This is a genomic window from Edaphobacter lichenicola (assembly GCF_014201315.1).
Lineage (GTDB): Bacteria > Acidobacteriota > Terriglobia > Terriglobales > Acidobacteriaceae > Edaphobacter > Edaphobacter lichenicola_B.
In genome coordinates, this window is the sequence record NZ_JACHDY010000005.1 from 413,074 (window position 1) to 431,323 (window position 18,250).

Annotated in this window: 11 protein-coding genes; 8 read left to right on the forward strand and 3 right to left on the reverse strand. The window is 57.9% G+C overall.

Features of this window, described 5'->3' with window-relative positions; genetic code table 11:
• Window positions 1–18 precede the first annotated feature (18 nt).
• The 7 genes from HDF09_RS17140 (at window position 19) to kdpC (ending at window position 8,812) form a co-directional block, all read left to right on the forward strand.
• Window positions 19–1,425 carry a sigma-54-dependent transcriptional regulator gene (locus HDF09_RS17140; protein ID WP_183768562.1) on the forward strand — a complete coding sequence of 469 codons (1,407 nt, stop codon included), beginning with the start codon at window positions 19–21 and terminating at the stop codon, window positions 1,423–1,425.
• A 31-nt stretch (window positions 1,426–1,456) separates the two neighbouring features.
• A complete protein-coding gene (locus HDF09_RS17145) occupies window positions 1,457–2,827 on the forward strand; it encodes a sensor histidine kinase (RefSeq protein WP_260181534.1) in 1,371 nt (456 codons plus the stop codon).
• Between the two features lie 126 nt (window positions 2,828–2,953).
• Window positions 2,954–3,811 carry a DUF1003 domain-containing protein gene (locus tag HDF09_RS17150; protein WP_183768566.1) on the forward strand — a complete coding sequence of 286 codons (858 nt, stop codon included), beginning with the start codon at window positions 2,954–2,956 and terminating at the stop codon, window positions 3,809–3,811.
• Window positions 3,812–4,289: 478 nt separating this feature from the next.
• On the forward strand, window positions 4,290–4,376 hold the full coding sequence (gene kdpF, locus HDF09_RS21390) for a K(+)-transporting ATPase subunit F (protein WP_183768668.1): 87 nt from the start codon (window positions 4,290–4,292) through the stop codon (window positions 4,374–4,376).
• A gap of 15 nt (window positions 4,377–4,391) precedes the next feature.
• Window positions 4,392–6,167, forward strand: coding sequence for a potassium-transporting ATPase subunit KdpA (gene kdpA / locus HDF09_RS17160; protein WP_183768568.1), 1,776 nt, complete (start codon window positions 4,392–4,394; stop codon window positions 6,165–6,167).
• A gap of 20 nt (window positions 6,168–6,187) precedes the next feature.
• On the forward strand, window positions 6,188–8,227 hold the full coding sequence (kdpB, locus tag HDF09_RS17165) for a potassium-transporting ATPase subunit KdpB (protein ID WP_183768571.1): 2,040 nt from the start codon (window positions 6,188–6,190) through the stop codon (window positions 8,225–8,227).
• Window positions 8,228–8,236: 9 nt separating this feature from the next.
• Window positions 8,237–8,812 (forward strand): potassium-transporting ATPase subunit KdpC, encoded by a 576-nt coding sequence (gene kdpC / locus HDF09_RS17170; RefSeq protein WP_183768574.1) that lies wholly within the window; start codon window positions 8,237–8,239, stop codon window positions 8,810–8,812.
• Between the two features lie 588 nt (window positions 8,813–9,400).
• On the opposite strand, the gene HDF09_RS17175 is transcribed toward kdpC, so the two are convergent.
• The gene (locus tag HDF09_RS17175; RefSeq protein ID WP_260181544.1) at window positions 9,401–10,846 is read right to left on the reverse strand and encodes a tannase/feruloyl esterase family alpha/beta hydrolase; all 1,446 of its coding nucleotides are present in this window, start codon (window positions 10,844–10,846) and stop codon (window positions 9,401–9,403) included.
• A gap of 345 nt (window positions 10,847–11,191) precedes the next feature.
• Between HDF09_RS17175 and HDF09_RS17180 the strand changes: the two genes are divergently transcribed.
• Window positions 11,192–13,744 carry a glycoside hydrolase family 31 protein gene (locus tag HDF09_RS17180; RefSeq protein WP_183768579.1) on the forward strand — a complete coding sequence of 851 codons (2,553 nt, stop codon included), beginning with the start codon at window positions 11,192–11,194 and terminating at the stop codon, window positions 13,742–13,744.
• 161 nt (window positions 13,745–13,905) lie between these two features.
• Here the strand turns inward: HDF09_RS17180 and HDF09_RS17185 are convergent, their stop codons facing one another.
• Both HDF09_RS17185 and HDF09_RS17190 read right to left on the reverse strand, forming a co-directional pair.
• Complete coding sequence (locus HDF09_RS17185; protein WP_183768581.1) at window positions 13,906–14,505, reverse strand: outer membrane beta-barrel protein; 600 nt, start codon at window positions 14,503–14,505, stop codon at window positions 13,906–13,908.
• Between the two features lie 30 nt (window positions 14,506–14,535).
• Window positions 14,536–18,250, reverse strand: a 3,715-nt coding sequence (locus HDF09_RS17190) for a beta strand repeat-containing protein (RefSeq protein ID WP_183768584.1), incomplete at its 5' end; no start/stop codon positions are given.

Sequence of the window (18,250 nt, forward strand, 5' to 3'; positions counted from 1 at the left end):
CGCAGGGAGCAGGTCATCATGTTGGCGGAGCGGATGGATAAGAAGGAGTCGGGTGCGGAAGATGCGGAGGCGTCGTGCAGGCTCCTGATTGCAGATGACCAGCCACATATTCTGGAGGCGCTGCGGCTGCTGCTGAAGCCGGAGGGGTACCAGTTGGAGATGGTGCGAACGCCGGCGCTGGTGCTGGACGCGCTCGCGCATGAGAGCTTCGACGGCGTGTTGATCGATCTGAACTACACGCGGGATACGACCTCGGGCCAGGAGGGTTTGGATCTGGTGACTCGAGTGAAGGAGATCGACGCGCAGCTGCCGGTGGTGGTGATGACGGCGTGGGGCAATATCGATCTTGCAGTGGAGGCGATGCGCCGTGGTGCGGGAGACTTCATCCAGAAGCCTTGGGAGAATGCGCGGTTGCTGAGTATTTTGCGGACGCAGATGGAGCTGCACCGGAGTCAGAAAAAGATGCGGTGGCTCGAGGCGGAGAATCGCATCCTGCGTGCTCCGGGTGCGCCGGACTTCATCGCCGCTGCGGCTTCGATGCGGCCAGTGCTGGAGACGATGGCGCGGGTGGGGCCGTCGGACGCGAATGTGTTGATTACGGGGGAGCATGGCACGGGGAAAGAGATTGTGGCGCAGACGCTGCATCGCTTGTCCTCGCGTGCGGAGCGAACGCTGGTGGCTGTGAATACGGGCGCGCTGCCTGAAGGAACCTTCGAGAGCGAGTTGTTCGGCCATGTGAAGGGAGCCTTTACCGATGCTCGAACGGACCGCATCGGGCGATTCGAATTGGCGAGTGGCGGGACGCTTTTTCTTGATGAGATTGCGAATATTCCGGTGCGGCAGCAGGCGAAGTTATTGCGTGTGCTGGAGACCGGCGAACTGGAGCGGGTAGGATCGTCGAAGACGCAGAAGGTGGATGTGCGGATGCTCTCTGCGACCAATGCGGATCTGCGAGCGGAGTGCGCGGCGGGACGCTTTCGGGAAGATCTGTTGTTTCGGTTGAATACGGTCGAGATCAGTCTGCCGCCGCTGCGGGAGCGACGTGAGGATATTCCGGCGCTGGCGGGGCACTTTATGGCGCGATACGCTGAACGATATCGAAGACAGATTCAAGGCCTGGAGCCGTCTGCGCTTCAGATCATGTTGCAGTATGGCTGGCCGGGCAACGTGCGCGAGCTGGATCACACGATTGAACGCGCGGTATTGATGGCTCGGGGGACGCTGATTGAAACCGCGGATCTGGGATTGAATACGCAGCAGCGGGGCTCGGCGCAGAGCATGGACGATATGAGCCTCGAGGCGGTGGAGGCGATTCTGATTCGCAAGGCACTTGCCCGTGCAGGTGGTAATGTGAGCCATGCGGCCGATGCGCTTGGATTGAGCAGAGGAGCGCTTTATCGCCGCATCGAAAAATATGGTCTCTGAAGATCCAGACGGGAAGAGATCCAGCGGCAACATGAGGCTGACCCGCATGCCGCTGGGGCGATCGGGGCGGCGGGTGAGTTTTGAAAAGAGACTGCGCCTATGGCTTTGCCTTCCCGGGCTGCTGATGCTGGTGTTGTGCTGGCTCCTGTTGCGGCATCATTCGGATGTTCTTCTGCAGAGTCTTGTTCTGCTGGGTCTGGCGCTGGGATGGATCTTTGCGGTCTCGGTTTTGATGGAGCAGATCGTTCGACCACTGCAGACGCTGGCGAATGTCGTGGCTGCGTTGCGGGAGGATGACTTTTCTTTCAGGGCTCGCGGAGGTCAGAGAAACGACGCCATGGGGGATCTGGCGCTTGAGATCAATCGACTGGCGGGAATGCTGCAGGGGCAACGTGCAAGCGCGTTAGAGGCAATGGCTCTGGTGGAGCGCGTGATGGAGTCGATGAAGTCGCCGGTGCTGGCGTTTGATCCTGAGGGTCGATTGAAGTTGCTGAACGCGGCAGGGGAGCGGGCGTTTGGGTTGCAGGTTCGGACGGCGCTCGGTCACTCCGCTGTGGGGTTGAAGCTGGAGCAGCTGCTTGATGTAGCGGATGAAGAGGTGATGTCGCTGGGTAGCGGGCAACAGTCGGTGCGGTGGGTGGTAAAGAGGACTAGCTTCCGGCTGCGCGGCGTGCCGCATACGTTGTTTGTGCTGTCGGATGTGAGCGCTGCTTTGAGGGAGGAGGAGCGGCTTGCGTGGGAGAGGTTGATTCGCGTTCTGGGACACGAGATCAATAATTCGCTGACGCCTATCAAGTCGATTGCGGGGAGCCTTCGCGGCCGACTTGCGGCTTTGGGGAGCGCATTTGGCGAGCGTACTGATTTTGAGAGGGGCCTCGAGGTTATCGAGAATCGCTCCGAGTCGCTTAACCGGTTTCTGCAGGCGTACCGTCAGTTGATGGGTCTGCCGGCACCGCGGTTGGCTCCGGTCTCTGTGGCGACTCTTGCGCAACGGGCGGCCTTGCTGGAGAGGCGGGTTGCAGTGACGGTAGAAGGTGCGGCAGAGGTTGTCGTGCAGGTGGATGCCGACCATATTGAACAGGCGCTGATTAATCTGGTTCGCAATGCAGCCGATGCTGCGCTTAGTCCAGATCATGCCGGTGGAGGTGATCCCCATGTGGAGATCGTTTGGGCGACAGTCGGTTCGGAGGTTGTGATTGGGGTGGTGGACAATGGGCCTGGGTTGACGAACGCGGGCAATCTGTTTGTTCCGTTTTATACAACCAAGCCGGGAGGGACAGGAATCGGCCTGGTTCTCGCGCAACAGATTGCACAGGCGCACCGAGGATCGGTGCAGTTGGCTAACCGTACGGACGGGTACACGGGGTGCAGGGCCGATCTTCGGCTGCCGCTTGCTGGATAACCCTGATTCGGGGGTTTCCTGCTTCTGGAGGCTCTGTATTGCTCTTTTAACGATGGTGGAAGGAAAGGGGGATGCCAAACGCTCGTTCGCCGTGCAAAATAGCACAGGATCAGAACGAGGTGAGTGATGGGTTGTAAGGCGGAAGAGCTGAGGCAGATTCCTCTCTTTGCATTGCTCGACGATGAAGAGATAGCGGTGCTGGCAGCGCAGGTTGAGATCAAAAAGTTTGCTGCACGCCAACGCATCTACAAGCTGGGCGAACCTGGAAAACATGCCTACGTGATGATGTCGGGCACTGTGCGGGTGACGACGGTGGACCGCGATCATCAGGAGGTACTGGTGGATGAGCCGCGCGATGGTGAGTTCTTTGGCTTTGCTTCGATGCTGGAGGATACGCCTCATCAGACCACGGCACTGGCGATGGAAGAGACGACCTGCGTTGAAGTGAGCCGCGACGATATCGCCGCTCTGCTGCAGCAGAAGCCTATGGCGGGGATGGATATGCTGACCGTGGTGAGCCGTCAATTTCATGCGTCACAGGAGCTGGTGCGGCTTCGGGCCAGTCGCAACTCGAATGACGTGATCGAAGAGGAGATGAGCTTTGGAGACCGGATTGCCGACACGGTCGCACGATTCGGTGGATCCTGGACCTTCATCCTCTTATTCGGAGCTGTGCTCCTGGTCTATGCTTCGGCGAACATGGTTCTAAAGGGCAGAGCATGGGACCCCTATCCGTTTATTTTGCTCAATCTGTTTCTATCTATGCTGGCCGCTATCCAGGCCCCAGTTATTATGATGAGTCAGAATCGTCAGGACACAAAAGACCGGGTGCGCGGTGAGTTGGACTACGATGTGAATCTTCGTGCTGAGTCCGAGATTCAAAATCTGTCGGGCAAACTGAATATGCTGACGGAGAAGATCGGCGATGTTGATGATCTTTTGCGGGAGCATTTGAAGCTAAAGGAACAATTGCCTGGACGATAACGGCAGGAATAGAAGGCGAATCCGATTGAACGGTTGATCTCGCATGTGGGCAATCCTCAGATGCCTCTATAGCCGTAAGCCGATTCAATTTGCAGCAAATTGCGGTCTTAGATCGTAGTAGATCTCTTTGTCTGACTTGTGCTGAATCAGTGACTGCAGGTCAAGCCTGAAGCGCGAACAGATGCAGTCAAAGACCTTCCTTGTTGTTGCCCGCACGGCTCATATGACTTCTTTATGGCCTTTCTACGTCTTCTTTACGTGCCGGCTGCTTGAATGGTGGATGACGCGGGAGCGCGGAAGCCTTCATGGTGTGCCGATGACCTGATCGATCTCCTGCGACGGATTTGCGTGCGGTGGCTTCAGTTGGAGGCAGGATTATGTGGGATTTGGGATGTGTCGCTGCCAGTGTTTTGTTTTTTCTGATTGCGATTGGCTACACAACGGGATGTGAACGGTTGGGGATGAAGGAGAAGCAAGGATGATCGAGACATTACTGCTTAGCCTGGTAACCGTGTTGTTGCTGATCTATCTGGTTTATGCGCTGCTGCGCCCCGAAAAGTTTTAAGAGGAAGTAGTTATTATGACCGCGAACGGCTGGTTTCAGATTTTCTTTTTTTTTGCATTGGTATTGGTATGTGCAAAACCACTGGGTGTGTACATGGCTCGTGTCTTCGAGCGCGAACACACCTGGGCAGATGTTATATTTCGTCCGCTGGAGCGACTCGTCTATCGCCTGACGGGCATTGATGAAACGCATGAGATGGCCTGGACCGAATATGCGGTTGTCATGTTGCTCTTCAGTCTGGTCACTATGCTGGCAACGTATGCGATCGAGCGGCTGCAGCAGTGGCTGCCCCTGAATCCTCAACACCTCGCATCGGTAGCTCCTGATCTTGCGTTGAACACGGCGGCGTCTTTTACCACGAATACCAACTGGCAGTCCTATGTGCCGGAGACGACGATGAGCTATCTCACCCAGATGCTCACGCTTGCTTACCATAACTTCTTTTCGGCGGCTGTCGGAATGGCGTTGGCGGTTGCGCTGATCCGGGGTATCTCACGGCGAGAGTCGAAGACCCTGGGAAATTTTTGGGTTGATGCAACGCGCGCGTCGTTATGGGTTCTGCTTCCGGGCTGTCTGATCTATGCGCTTCTGTTGGTCTCGCAAGGCGTAGTGCAGAACTTTCGTCCCTACGATCAGGCAAAGCTCGTGCAGGCGCAGACGACAACTGTGACAGGCTCTGATGGCAAGATGACGACACAGACTGTGACGACGCAGAGCATTGCGCAGGGGCCTGTTGCTTCTCAGGAAGCGATCAAGATGCTTGGGACAAATGGTGGAGGGTTCTTTAATACGAACAGCGCACACCCGTTCGAGAACCCAACACCTCTCTCTAATTTGATGCAGATGTTCTCGATCTTCCTGATCCCCGCTGGGCTGACAGTCACGCTGGGTCGAATGACGCGAGCGCCGAAGCATGGCTGGGCAGTCTTTGCTGCGATGGCTGCGCTCTTTTTTGTCGGTGTTTTTGTGGCGTACTACGCGGAGGCACAGACGAATCCACTCCTCCACTCAGTCGACCAGCATGTTTCGACGGCTCAGGCCGGCGGCAATATGGAAGGCAAGGAAGTACGGTTCGGCATCGCCAATTCTGCATTGTTTGCGACAGTGACAACGGATGCAAGCTGCGGTGCGGTGAATTCCATGCACGATTCCTTCATGCCGCTGGGTGGTCTGGTTCCGATGGTCAACATCATGCTTGGCGAGGTGATCTTCGGTGGGGTTGGCGCGGGACTTTATGGGATGTTGATCTTCGTTGTGCTGGCGGTCTTTATCGCCGGGCTGATGGTTGGGCGAACGCCTGAGTATCTCGGAAAAAAGATCGAATCGTATGACGTGAAGATGGCGATGCTGTATGTGCTGATCTTTCCATTGTCGATCTTAGGATTTTCTGCGGTGACGTTGATGATGCCGCAACTTGGGCTCTCTTCTTTGGCGAACACGGGACCGCACGGTCTATCGGAGATTCTATACGACTACACGTCGGCGACTGGAAATAACGGATCCGCTTTCGCGGGTCTTAATGCGAATACGCATTGGTACAACTTGTCGTTGTCTGCAGCGATGTTGATCGGTCGGTTTCTGATGATCGTTCCGATGCTGGCTATCGCAGGTAGTCTGGCGAAGAAGAAGCTGGTTCCTCCATCGCCAGGAACTTTCCCTGTGCATACGCCGCTGTTCACGGTACTTCTGGTGGGCGTTGTTCTTATCGTTGGCGCGCTTACTTTCTTTCCCGCCATCTCGCTCGGTCCTATTCTTGAGCACTTAATGATGCACGCTGGCAAAAGCTTCTAGTCCAGAGAAAACAGATAACCATGGCAAATACCCGCAAACGCTCCTTATGGGACAGTAAAATCGTACGCCGCGCGCTGGTCGATGCGATAGTCAAGCTGAGCCCGCGCACGATGATGAAGAATCCGGTCATGTTCGTTGTTGAGATCGGCAGCGTGATTACTACGATCTATCTGCTTCGCGATAGTCTGTCGCATCGCGGCTCGTTTCAATTCGATCTGCAGATTACGTTGTGGCTCTGGTTCACCGTACTATTCGCAAACTTTGCTGAAGCGATGGCCGAAGGCCGCGGCAAAGCTCAGGCAGACGCGCTGCGGCGCGCGAAGTCGGAGACGACGGCGGTGCGGCTTCGCATAGACGGGAGCACGGAGGAGGTCCCCAGCTCGGATCTGAGGGCGGGGGATCACGTTGTCGTTATCGCCGGCAATATGATTCCCGGTGATGGCGAAGTGATCGAGGGCGTTGCTTCGGTGGATGAGTCGGCGATCACGGGGGAGTCCGCGCCGGTGATTCGTGAGGCTGGCGGCGATCGGTCCGCGGTGACTGGTGGAACGCGGTGTTTGTCGGATCAGATCAAGGTGAAGATTACGTCTAACCCTGGTGAGACGTTTCTGGATCGGATGATTGCGCTGGTGGAAGGCGCGGAGCGGCAGAAGACTCCGAATGAGATCGCTTTGAATATCCTGCTTGCGGGACTGACGATCATCTTTCTGCTGGCTGTAGTGACGTTGCAGCCGATCGCGATCTACTCGACTGCGCCGCAGACGGTGTTTGTGCTGATCTCGTTGCTGGTGTGTCTTATTCCCACTACGATTGGCGGGCTGCTTTCGGCGATTGGGATTGCAGGGATGGATCGGCTGGTGCAGCACAATGTGCTGGCGATGTCGGGCCGCGCGGTGGAAGCGGCGGGTGACGTGAATACGCTTCTGCTGGATAAGACGGGAACGATTACGCTGGGCAATCGTCAGGCTGCGGAGTTTATTCCTGCGCCTGGAGTGAGCAAGGATCAGCTTGCGGATGCGGCGCAGTTGTCGTCGCTGCCAGATGAGACGCCGGAAGGGCGCAGCATCGTGGTGTTGGCCAAGGAGTTGTACGGTCTTCGCGGACGTGAGTTGAGCGAGTTGCAGGCGGAGTTTGTGCCGTTCAGCGCGGTGACGAGGATGTCGGGCGTGAACCTCGATGGGCGGATTATTCGGAAGGGTTCGACCGATGCTATTGCCGCTTTTTTGAAGGAGAATGGCGGAAGTTTACCGAACGAGGTCCGTGCGGCGGTTGAGACGGTTGCACGCAGTGGGGGGACGCCGCTGGTGGTGGCGGAGAATCGCCAGGCACTGGGTGTGATCCATCTGAAGGACATTGTGAAGGGCGGGATGAAGGAGCGGTTCGCGCAGCTTCGGTCGATGGGGATTCGGACGATCATGATTACCGGCGACAATCCGCTGACCGCGGCGGCGATTGCGCGTGAGGCTGGTGTCGACGATTTTCTCGCGGAGGCGAAGCCCAAGGACAAGATGGACCTGATTCGCCGCGAGCAGGCTGAGGGCAAGCTGGTTGCGATGACGGGCGATGGAACCAATGACGCTCCTGCGCTGGCGCAGGCTGATGTGGGCGTTGCGATGAACACGGGCACGCAGGCGGCGAAGGAGGCGGGGAATATGGTCGACCTCGACTCGAACCCGACGAAGCTGATCGAGATTGTGGAGATCGGAAAGCAACTGCTGATGACGCGTGGTGCACTGACGACGTTCTCGATCGCGAATGACGTTGCGAAGTACTTTGCGATTATTCCGGCGATGTTTGCTGCTACGTTTCCGGTGTTGAATGCGCTGAATATCATGCATCTGAAGACTCCGCAGTCGGCGATTCTCTCGGCGGTGATCTTCAATGCGTTGATTATTGTTGGTCTGATTCCGCTGGCACTGAGGGGCGTTGGTTATAAGGCGATGTCGGCGGAGGCGTTGTTGCAGCGCAATCTGTTTATTTATGGATTCGGCGGACTTGTTGCTCCTTTTCTAGGTATCAAGCTCATCGACATCATCATCACTGCCATTCACCTGGCCTGAGGAATTTCTATGCGTCGCAATGTGATCACCGCTGTGCTTTACACCGTTGTTACTACTGTTCTGTTTGGTCTGATCTATCCGTTCGTTGTGACCGGACTGGCGCAGGTGCTGTTTCATGACAAGGCCAACGGGCAGCTTGTTTACGCGGGTGGGCAGCTGGTTGGCTCGCGTCTTATCGGCCAGTCGTTTACGGCTCCGCAGTACTTTCATTCACGCCCTTCGGAGGCGGGCAATGGATACGATGCTGCGAACTCGAGTGGCTCGAACCTTGGACCGACGAACAAGAAGCTGATCGACCGGGTAGCGGGGGATGTGGCGGCGTTGCAGGTCGATCATCCTGGAGCGAACGTGCCGATTGATCTGGTCACGGCTTCGGGATCGGGACTGGATCCTCACATTACGCCGGCGGCTGCGGAGTTTCAGGTGGCTCGCGTTGCGCGGGAGCGACGTTTGAGCGAGGATGCTGTGCGACGTCTGGTGGCACAACATACCGAGGGGCGTCAGCTTGGGTTTCTCGGAGAGCCGCGGGTGAATGTGTTGATGCTGAATCTGGATCTCGATCAGGCGGCTCCCGCGCAAAGATAGATGGGGTACCCCCCTCCTATTACCCGCGCGTAAGCTGCTTATTATCATGGATTTGCGCATAGTATTGGTCGGCAAAATGTTCATAAGAAACGGGTTGCGTGCAGATTCCTCCAAATAAAAGGGTTATGGGATTAAAGCAAGGAGCCCCGGTATTCGCCGGGGCTCCTTTTATGCATAGTTCTATTGTAGCGGTTTGAGAGTAACTAATACGCCACGCGAAAGAGCAGGGATGGCGCGGCTTTTTGTGATTTTGGGGCTTGACAGAATTTTCCGGGGCTAAAGTCCCTTGCGCGCTGTGGAGGGCTTCTTCTATTGCTGCGTTACCCCGCAAATTGAATCGACGGCGCACTCCTCCGCTAACCCGTTTTACGTCCAAGTGGATCCGCCGCATTCGTAACTAGAAGCTGACTTATCTGGAGTAATATCCACGAGCGGTTTCTGGCCACTCTATATAGGCGATCGTTAACAATGTTGTAGGCCGCACACTTCCGAGTACCTTCGTCGCGATGCAAACAGGAGAGCGTGTGTGACGGCGTCGCCCTTACAAAGCATCTGTCTTCCATCCGACGCGATCCCCTGCGAACGGGGTCAATGGCCCGACGCAGCACAGGTAAAGCTCGCCGAGTCATTCGGGTCGCCGTTGCCGTTGTATTTCGCAGCCTGAGGATACGGGCATATCGGCCTCGTCATCTCTACCTTTCTGGCAGCGCCGTACTTGGTCGCGATGATCGTGTCCGGCGCAATGTTCAGTTCTTCCCATTTTTCGAGCGCGTCGAAGATGCCGTACTCTGGCCCTTTCGCTGTGGTCAAGCCAAGTTGTCCGAAGTTCGCCGCCCCTGACCCTCCGGCGCAATGGCCCATCCCGGGAACCATGTACAGGCGTACGAAATCTGCTTTCTTCGTGTCGCCCATCTTCCCCTGCACCTGCTCGTAGTATTGGACGGTGTTCAGAGGCGAGATCGCCGGATCGTTCCAGCCGTGATACAGGATGAGCTTGCCGCCGCGCGCTGCGAAGCGTCTCAGATCGGGATCGGTCGCGTTCAATGCCTCCGCGGTCTTCGCATCGGCTGCATGCACAGCTGCATCCGTGTTGGCGGTCAAAGCGTTCCAGCTCGGATCGTCAAACACCATGTAGCGGAAGTAGTTCTGCGTGTACAGGCTCACGTTAGGTCCGTCGCCTACCAGCCAGCTTTTCCATAGGTGCACCTCGTCGCCGGGCATCAGGCCAGGAAATATCATGTGCCCCTCATCATCGGTCCCTCCCGCGTAAACCTTCTTGAGAGAGGCGACCTGTGGCGCGGTCAGGCAGCTCAACTCGTCGCCCTGTTTGCATAACAGTGTCGCGGGGTCAAAATGGCAGGTCCGCGGATCGCTAACGATGCCATCTTTCAACCCATCCTGCACATCGCATTGTGCTAGTACAGCCGCGGTAATCGCAGGGAGCTTGATGCTTGAGATATATCCAGCGGGGTTGCTAAGGAATACCTTCGTCACATCCACCGTGGCCGCGAGCATCTTTGTCCAGTTGTTGGCGGGTGCGCCGGCCAGGATTCCGTCGTAATCGGCAGGGAACCGCTGTGCCTCCATCAGCGCTTCGCGGCCGCCGTCGGAGCAAGCGTCGAAGTAGGACTTCGTTGGAGGTTCGCCGTAAAACGTGTCGATGATGGTTTTGGCGCGCTCAGCGGTAAGGTGGATTGCCCGAAAGCCGAAGTCCGTGACCTTCTCCGGATGCTGATAGGCCCAGCTTGCGTCTTGCGCGTCCGCCTGATGGCCGGTGTCAGTGCCCGCCGTCGCGAAACCGCGCTTCAGGTTGTCTCCGAGCTGGCCGTAATAGATCGAGCCCGCGAACCCTCCGTTGCCGGTCCCGAGAAAGCGATGGTTCCAGCCTTTCTCCGGCATCCAGAACTCAAATCGTATAACGGAATCCGAGGTCGGGTGCAGGATGCCGCTCACACGGCAAAATGCAGGTAATCCTGTCAGGGGTGCGCCATAGGGTGGAGTAAAGCTTCCTCCAACGACCGGCTCGGCAATCAAGATCGTGGTATCGGGAAGCGCGATCTGGGCAAGCGCGTGGCAGTCGGCTGCGTGTGCGGGAGTTGAGAAGGCGGCGACGAATAGGAATAGAAGGATAGCGAGCAGAAATAGAAGATTTCGCATCGGTTGGCGAAGGGTACCATTCCGCTTGCCGCAAGACAAGATTGCAACAAGAGCAGGCCATGGAAATGACAGAGTGTGGGCCTTGTTTAGTCCATCTCGGAGTTTGGTTTAGGGGAGCGCGGGGAGATTGGGGGCGGAGGTGCATAATGTTGGTTTGTGGCTTGGGCGGTTTTTTCGAGTCAGACTCCTGCTTCTCTACCTGTGAATGAGGTTGAAGGAACTATGAATGGATTGCGTTTTGGAAGAGTTGCTGTCCTGTTTGTTTTGGGCTGCTGCATGATGAGTGTTCCCGGTCTGTCGGCACAGAGCGCAACGGCGGCTAAGGGTGATCTGATTTCGCTGAATCGCGCGACGAGTGCTGCGGCGCTGCCGAATGGTTTAGAGCTGAGGGATGGCGAGGCGAGGGTTCAGATCACAGCGCTGCGAGAGGATGTTCTGCGGATTCGCGTCTCGAAGACGGGGAAGATGCCGGAGGATGCGTCGTGGGCTGTGCTTCCGGGGTCGCGAACCAGCTCGGTTGCGACGGCCTATCGCGCGGAGGGAGGCAAGGCAGGTTTTAGTACGAAGGCGTTGCAGGTGTGGGTTGACCGCGCCACGCTTGCGGTAACGATCAGCGACAGGAGCGGAGGTGTTCTGCTCGAGGATGCGCGGCCGGTCGAGTTTCATGGCGATCACTTCCGGGTCTACAAGAGAATGCCGGCCGAGGAGCACTACTTTGGCCTGGGAGATAAGACAGGGCCGCTCGATCGCAGAGGCGGTGCGTACCAGATGTGGAACACCGACCAGTATCGTTTTCAGGAGAGCAGCGATCCTCTGTATAAAGCGATTCCGTTTTTTATTGCGGACAATGCGGGGAGATCGTATGGGTTGTTTCTGGACAATACGTGGCGGACGAGCTTTGATTTCGGGAAGGAAGACTCGGAGGCCTACTCGTTTGGGGCCGACGGCGGACCGATTGACTACTACTTTCTCTATGGTCCGAAGCCGAAGCAGGTGGTGGAGGGGTATGCGTGGTTGACTGGTCTTACGCCGCTGCCTCCGGAGTGGTCGCTGGGCTTTCAGCAGTCGCGCTACTCGTATATGACGGAGGCGCGGGCAAGTGAGGTGGCAGACCGTATGCGCGCCGATCGGATTCCCTGCGATGCGCTTTATCTGGACATCGACTTTCAGGATCGGAATGCTCCGTTCACGGTGAATCAGCAGGCGTTTCCGAAGTTGCCTGAGTTTATTCAGGAGTTGAAGGAGAAGCACTTTAACCTGGTGCTGATTACAGATCTTCATATTGCGGATCGCGCGAATCAGGGGTATGCGCCTTACGATTCGGGTGCGGCGGGGGATCACTTTGTAAAGAATCCGGATGGGTCGGTGTTTGTGGGCAAGGTGTGGCCGGGGCCGGCGGTGTTTCCTGATTTCACCAGGAAGGAGTCGCGGGCGTGGTGGGGGACTCTCTATAAGGAGTTCTATGGGGATGGGGCTGCGGGTTTCTGGAATGACATGAACGAGCCTTCGGTGTTCGAGACGCCATCGCAGACCATGCCGCTGGATGTGGTGCATCGGATCGACGAGCCGGGGTTTGTGTCGCGGACTGCGCGTCATGCGGAGATTCACAATGTGTATGGCATGGAGAACTCGCGGGGGACCTATGAGGGGTTGCTCGCGTTGAAGCCGAATCAGCGGCCTTTTGTTTTGACTCGGGCTACTTATGCCGGTGGTCAGCGGTATGCGTCGACGTGGACGGGAGACAACTCGAGCAACTGGAATCATCTTCGCATGAGTACGCCGATGCTTCTGAACCTTGGGTTGAGCGGGTTTTCGATGGCGGGTGACGACATTGGAGGGTATGCGGGTTCGTCAACGCAGGATCTGCTGACGAAGTGGATTGAGGTGGGCGAGTTCAATCCGATCTATCGCGACCACACGGAGAAGTTCACGGCCGATCAGGAGCCGTGGGTGGGTGGAGCGGAGGTAGAGGCGGTTCGGCGGAGGTACATTGAGGATCGCTATCGGTTGATGCCGTATCTCTATACGCTGGCCGAGGAGAACTCTCGCACGGGCGTTCCGATGATGCGGCCTTTGTTTCTGGAGTTTCCGGATGCTACTGCGGACAAACATCCGCTCGATCTTGATGCGGCGAATCAGTTCATGCTGGGGCCGGATCTGTTGATCGCGCCTGCGCCTTATCCAGAGGCGCCGGATAGCTATGCGGTGACGTTTCCGCCGGTGGGTTGGTACGACTATTGGACGGGGGCGAAGGTTGCGGGGAGTGCTCGTGAAGCGGTTGCGGTGAGTACGGGCGCGGCGCTTGGAGTGGGTGCGCTTCAGTCGGTGAAGATCACGCCGCAGGTGGATGTGCTGCCGGTGTTTGTGCGGGCGGGTTCGATTCTGCCGTTTGCGCCAGTGGTGCAGAGTACGCAGGAGAAGCCGAATGGGCCGCTGACGCTGAAGGTTTATCCGGGGGATGGTTGCGAGGGTTCGCTGTACCAGGATGATGGGATCAGCTTCGCTTATAAGGAGAAGGATTTTCTGCGCGTGAAGTATAGCTGCGAGTCGACCAGCGATGGTTTGCGTCTTCACATCGGTGCGCGGGAGGGAAGCTTTCAACCCTGGTGGAACGGGGTGGAGGTGACGATCTTCGGTTGGAGTGGCGCGCCGGGGAAGATCACTTACGCTGGCCAGGTGATTGCGGACTCTCGGTTCGATGGAGCGGCACACTCGCTTACGATTGTGCTGCCTGAGAGGGCTGAAGGCGGGGTGCTGGAGATTGGCGGGAGGTAGCTATGAGAGTAGCCCGCGAGATGTCCTGCCAGACGGGCCTCCTCCGCGGAGGGCGGTCACTTCGTGACTGTATACCTTGTTTGGGCAGGAAAGGGATCACATGGCCTCCCGTTGGTCGGAGACAGAATATGGGCATACCGACAGGAGGACCACTTTAGTTTTTAGTGGAAGCGGTAGGCGGCGCCGACTCCCAGGACCTGCGGGGATAGATCGTTTGGCGGGAAGCCGAGCCATTTTTGAAACTCATATTCCACTCGCACGTTGATTGAGCGCCGGAGGCGATAGTCCACTCCGACGCCTGCGGCGCCGATGTTGTAGGCGAGAATGGCGGCGTTGCCTTGCGGGGGGCCACCGGGGGTGAGGCTGGGGACCTCTGGATATTGGAAGACGCCGCGACCGTACATGACTTTGGCGAAGGGCTCTATCCGGCCGAAGTGGAGGACGTAGCGAGGGCCGATCTCGTAGGTGCGTTCGTAGATATTTGTGTTTGGGTTTGGATCGTTGATCTGGTGGAACTCGGCTTCGATGCCCCAGTGATATTTGAAGTCGAAGTTAACGTAGGCTCCTCCGCCTTTGATCTTTTGCGGGACGTAGTCGGAGTTGGCGTAGTTGAACTCGCCGCCAGCCTGGAGGACTCCGGCGCTGGTCGCGGTTGGGAGCGCCTGGGCGTGGAGGCGTGTGGCGGCGAAGCTGATGAGGCAGAGCAGGAGGAGATCGTTTGCCAGCTTTGCGATTTTTTTTGATGTTGATCTGTTGCTCATGCTGAGAATCTCTCTTGAAGCTTGCGATTTTTACTGTGGGGACTGGTTGATGTGGTAGTCCACGCTTACAGTGTGCTGTATTCCATTGCTGTTGGCGGTTACAACTATCGGGTAGGTGCGGTCGAAGTAACCTGATCCGCAGCCGGTGAGGGTTCCGATCGCTCCGAGAGAGGACAGGATGAGCAGTGAGTGGATGATGAGGCGGGTGAGCTTGCGGCTGGAACGACGCGAGTAGCGCAGGCCGAGGAGCGGGAGGAGGAAGAGGCCGAGCGCGATGTGGGAGAGCCGGCGCGAGCGATCCTGCGGCGACTCGAGTGAGGCGAGCTTGCGGGTTGCGACGGTGAGGGTGATGTCGGTTGGGCCGGCGTACTGGGCGATGGTCGACGGCGAGAAGGTGTAGGTGGCGAGGATGGGGCCGGTCGGGCTGGCGGAGAGGTTGATGACACCGGGGTAGTAGCCCCCGGTGGGAGAGACGTGGAAGGTGTACAGGCGGGTGGTGCCGTAGGTGCCTTCGACAGTCTGGGCGCTGGTGAGGACGATGGTGAAGTCGAGAGGCGCGACGTTGATCGTGTTCGCACCGGATGCGGCGGAGGCAGTGCTTGAGCTGAAGTCGGTGTCTCCGCTATAGACGGCTGTGATGGTATGGACGCCTACGGAGAGGGACGTGGTGGAGAAGGTAGCAACATCACTGCTGCTGAGGGTAGCCGTGTTGACCGGGTTGCCGTTATCAAAGAAGGTGACGGTTCCAGTCGGTGTTCCAGAGGTTGTGGAGGCGACATTGGCGGTGAAGGTTACGGGCAGAGCGAAGACGGTGCTGGTTGTGCTGAGGCTGAGCGTTGTGATGGCGGGTGCTTTGGTGATCGTCATCATTCCGTTCTGCACGGTCTGGAGGTAATCGGTGACGTTGGTTCCGGTCGCGGCAGGAATGATGGGGTACTGTCCTGGTTGAGAGAGCGTGCTTGCGGAGTTGGAGAAGATTTCAGTGAAGGTATCGCCGTCGAGCGCGCCAGTGATGGTGCCGGTGAAGACGGGGTTGGGAGTGCCGTAGAGCTTCGTGAAGCTGTTGGCTGTGACGATGAGTGTGGCCTGGCCGATGGTGAGGGTTCCGTTGGAGTAGACAACGTTATAGTCGCTGAGATTGGTGCCGGTGGCTGCGGGGATGATCGGGTAGGTTCCGATTTGTGAACTAATTGTGGCGGGTGTGCTTTCGGTGACGGTGAAGGTATCGCCGTTGACTGCGCCTACGGTGATGGCGGTGAATGCTGGATTGGCGATCCCATATTCGCGGCTCGCGTTTGCGGCTGTGACTGTGAGGGTAGCCTGGGTGACGGTAAGGACTCCGGGGGTATAGATCACGTTGTAGTCGCTGAGGTTTGTCCCCGTAGCGACAGGCACGATTGGATAAGCGCCGACCGGCGAGGTTGGGGTGGCGGAGGTGGACTCGGTGAAGACAAAGGTATCGCCGTTGACCGCGCCAGTGGATGTTGCCGAGAAGACGGGGTTTGCAGAGCCATAGATGCGGCTGGTGCTTCCCGCTGTAACGGTCAGGGTTGCCTGGCCGATAGTGAGAGTTCCGTTGTTGTATACGACGGTGTAGTTGCTGAGATTTGCCCCGGCGGCCGTGGGAACGATTGGGTAAGTGCCGATGGGCGATGCGGTGGTGGCTGTGGTGGTTTCGGTGTAGGTGAAGGTGTCGCCGTTCTCGACTCCGGTAGCCGAGGCGGTGAAGCTGGGATTAGGAGATCCGTAGGTGCGGTTGGCGTCAGCGGCGGTGACGGTCAGTGTCGCCTTGCCTATGGTGAGGGTTCCGTTGGTGTAAACGATGTTGTAATCGGCGATGTTGGTGCCGGTGGCTGTGGGAACGATCGGATAGGTGCCAACCGGGGACGCTGCGGTTGCAGTGGTTGTTTCGCTGAAGGTGAAGGTGTCACCGTTCTGCGCGCCGGTTGCGGATGCGGAGAACATGGGGTTCGGAGCGCCATAAGTACGGTTCGCATCGGCAGCGGCGACGGCGAGGGTGGCCTGGCCGATGGTGAGAGTTCCATTGTCATAGACAACGTTGTAGTCGCTGAGGTTGGTGCCAGAGGCCAGTGGAACGATAGCGTAAGTTCCTACAGGCGAGGTGGCGGTGGCCGAAGTGCTCTCGGTGAAGGTGAAGGTGTCGCCGTTGACTGCGCCAACCGCAGTAGCAGAGAAGGCCGGGTTAGCAGCGCCGTATGTTCTGCTGGCGCTCGCGGCTGTGACCGTGAGAGTAACTTGAATGACGGTGAGTGTTCCGTTGGCGTAGACGACGTTGTAGTCGGCGAGGTTGGTGCCTGTCGCGGTGGGAACGATCGGATAGGTGCCAACGGGGGACGCTGCGGTTGCGGTGGTTGTTTCGCTGAAGCTAAAGGTGTCGCCATTCTGCGCGCCGCTGGCGGATGCGGAGAAGGCTGGGTTCGCTGCACCGTAGGTACGGCTGGCGTCTGTTGCAGTGACGGTCAGGGTTGCCTTGCCGATGGTGAGAGTTCCGTTGACGTAGGTCACGTTGTAGTCGTTGAGGTTGGTGCCGGTGGCTACGGGGATGATGGCGTAGGTGCCAGGAGCCGACGCTATGGTTGCCGGGGTGCTTTCGGTGAGGGTGAAGGTGTCGCCGTTCTGTGCTCCGATGGCGGATGCGGAGAAGGTTGGATTAGGCGTTCCGTAAGTCCGGTTGGCATCTGCTGCGGTGACGGTCAGGGTTGCCTTGCCGATGGTGAGAGTTCCGTTGTTATATATGACGGTGTAGTTGCTGAGATTTGTCCCGGCGGCCGTGGGAACGATCGGGTACGTGCCTATGGGCGAAGCGGTAGTGGCTGTGGTGGTTTCGGTGTAGGTGAAGGAGTCGCCGTTCTGTGCTCCGGTGGCGGAGGCAGAGAAGGTTGGATTAGGCGTTCCGTAAGTCCGGTTGGCATCTGCTGCGGTGACGGTCAGCGTTGCCTTGCCGATGGTGAGAGTTCCGTTGTTGTATACGACGGTGTAGTTGCTGAGGTTTGCCCCGGCGGCCGTTGGAACGATTGGATAAGTGCCTATGGACGATGCGGTATTGGCTGTGGTGGTTTCGGTGTAGGTGAAGGAGTCGCCGTTCTGTGCTCCGGTGGCGGAGGCAGAGAAGGTTGGATTTGGCGTTCCGTAAGTACGGTTGGCGTCAGTTGCAGTGACGGTCAGGGTTGCCTTGCTGATGGTGAGAGTCCCGTTGACGTAGACCACGTTGTAGTTGCCGAGGTTGGCTCCTGTTGCGACAGGGACGATCGGGTACGTGCCTGCGGGAGAAGCTGGAGTTGCAGAGGTGGTGTCGGTGTAGGTGAAGGTGTCGCCGTTCTGTGCACCGGTTGCGGATGCGGAGAACGTTGGGTTGGGGGCGCCGTAGGCTCGGCTGGCGTCGGCTGCGGTGACGGTGAGTGTGGCCTGGCCGATGGTAAGTGTTCCGTTGACGTAGGTCACGGTATAGTTCGAAAGATTCGCGCCGGATGCAGTGGGGACGATGGGGTAGTTTCCGATTGGCGAGCTGGCAGTTGCGGAGGTGCTCTCTGAGAAGGTGAAGGTGTCGTTGTTCTGTGCGCCGGTTGCGGATGCGGAGAAGGTTGGGTTGGGGGCGCCGTAGGCTCGGGCTGCGTTCGCGGCGGTGATGGTGAGTGTGGCCTGGCCGATGGTAAGTGTTCCGTTGACGTAGGTCACGGTATAGTTCGAAAGATTCGCGCCGGATGCAGTGGGGACGATGGGGTAG

Bases quoted from the DNA above. Each gene is read 5' to 3' on its own strand.
- HDF09_RS17140 (WP_183768562.1), top strand. From the start codon at position 19: ATGTTGGCGGAGCGGATGGATAAGAAGGAGTCGGGTGCGGAAGATGCG.
- HDF09_RS17145 (WP_260181534.1), top strand. From the start codon at position 1,457: ATGAGGCTGACCCGCATGCCGCTGGGGCGATCGGGGCGGCGGGTGAGT.
- HDF09_RS17150 (WP_183768566.1), top strand. From the start codon at position 2,954: ATGGGTTGTAAGGCGGAAGAGCTGAGGCAGATTCCTCTCTTTGCATTG.
- kdpF (WP_183768668.1), top strand. From the start codon at position 4,290: ATGATCGAGACATTACTGCTTAGCCTGGTAACCGTGTTGTTGCTGATC.
- kdpA (WP_183768568.1), top strand. From the start codon at position 4,392: ATGACCGCGAACGGCTGGTTTCAGATTTTCTTTTTTTTTGCATTGGTA.
- kdpB (WP_183768571.1), top strand. From the start codon at position 6,188: ATGGCAAATACCCGCAAACGCTCCTTATGGGACAGTAAAATCGTACGC.
- kdpC (WP_183768574.1), top strand. From the start codon at position 8,237: ATGCGTCGCAATGTGATCACCGCTGTGCTTTACACCGTTGTTACTACT.
- HDF09_RS17180 (WP_183768579.1), top strand. From the start codon at position 11,192: ATGAATGGATTGCGTTTTGGAAGAGTTGCTGTCCTGTTTGTTTTGGGC.
- HDF09_RS17185 (WP_183768581.1), bottom strand. From the start codon at position 14,505: ATGAGCAACAGATCAACATCAAAAAAAATCGCAAAGCTGGCAAACGAT.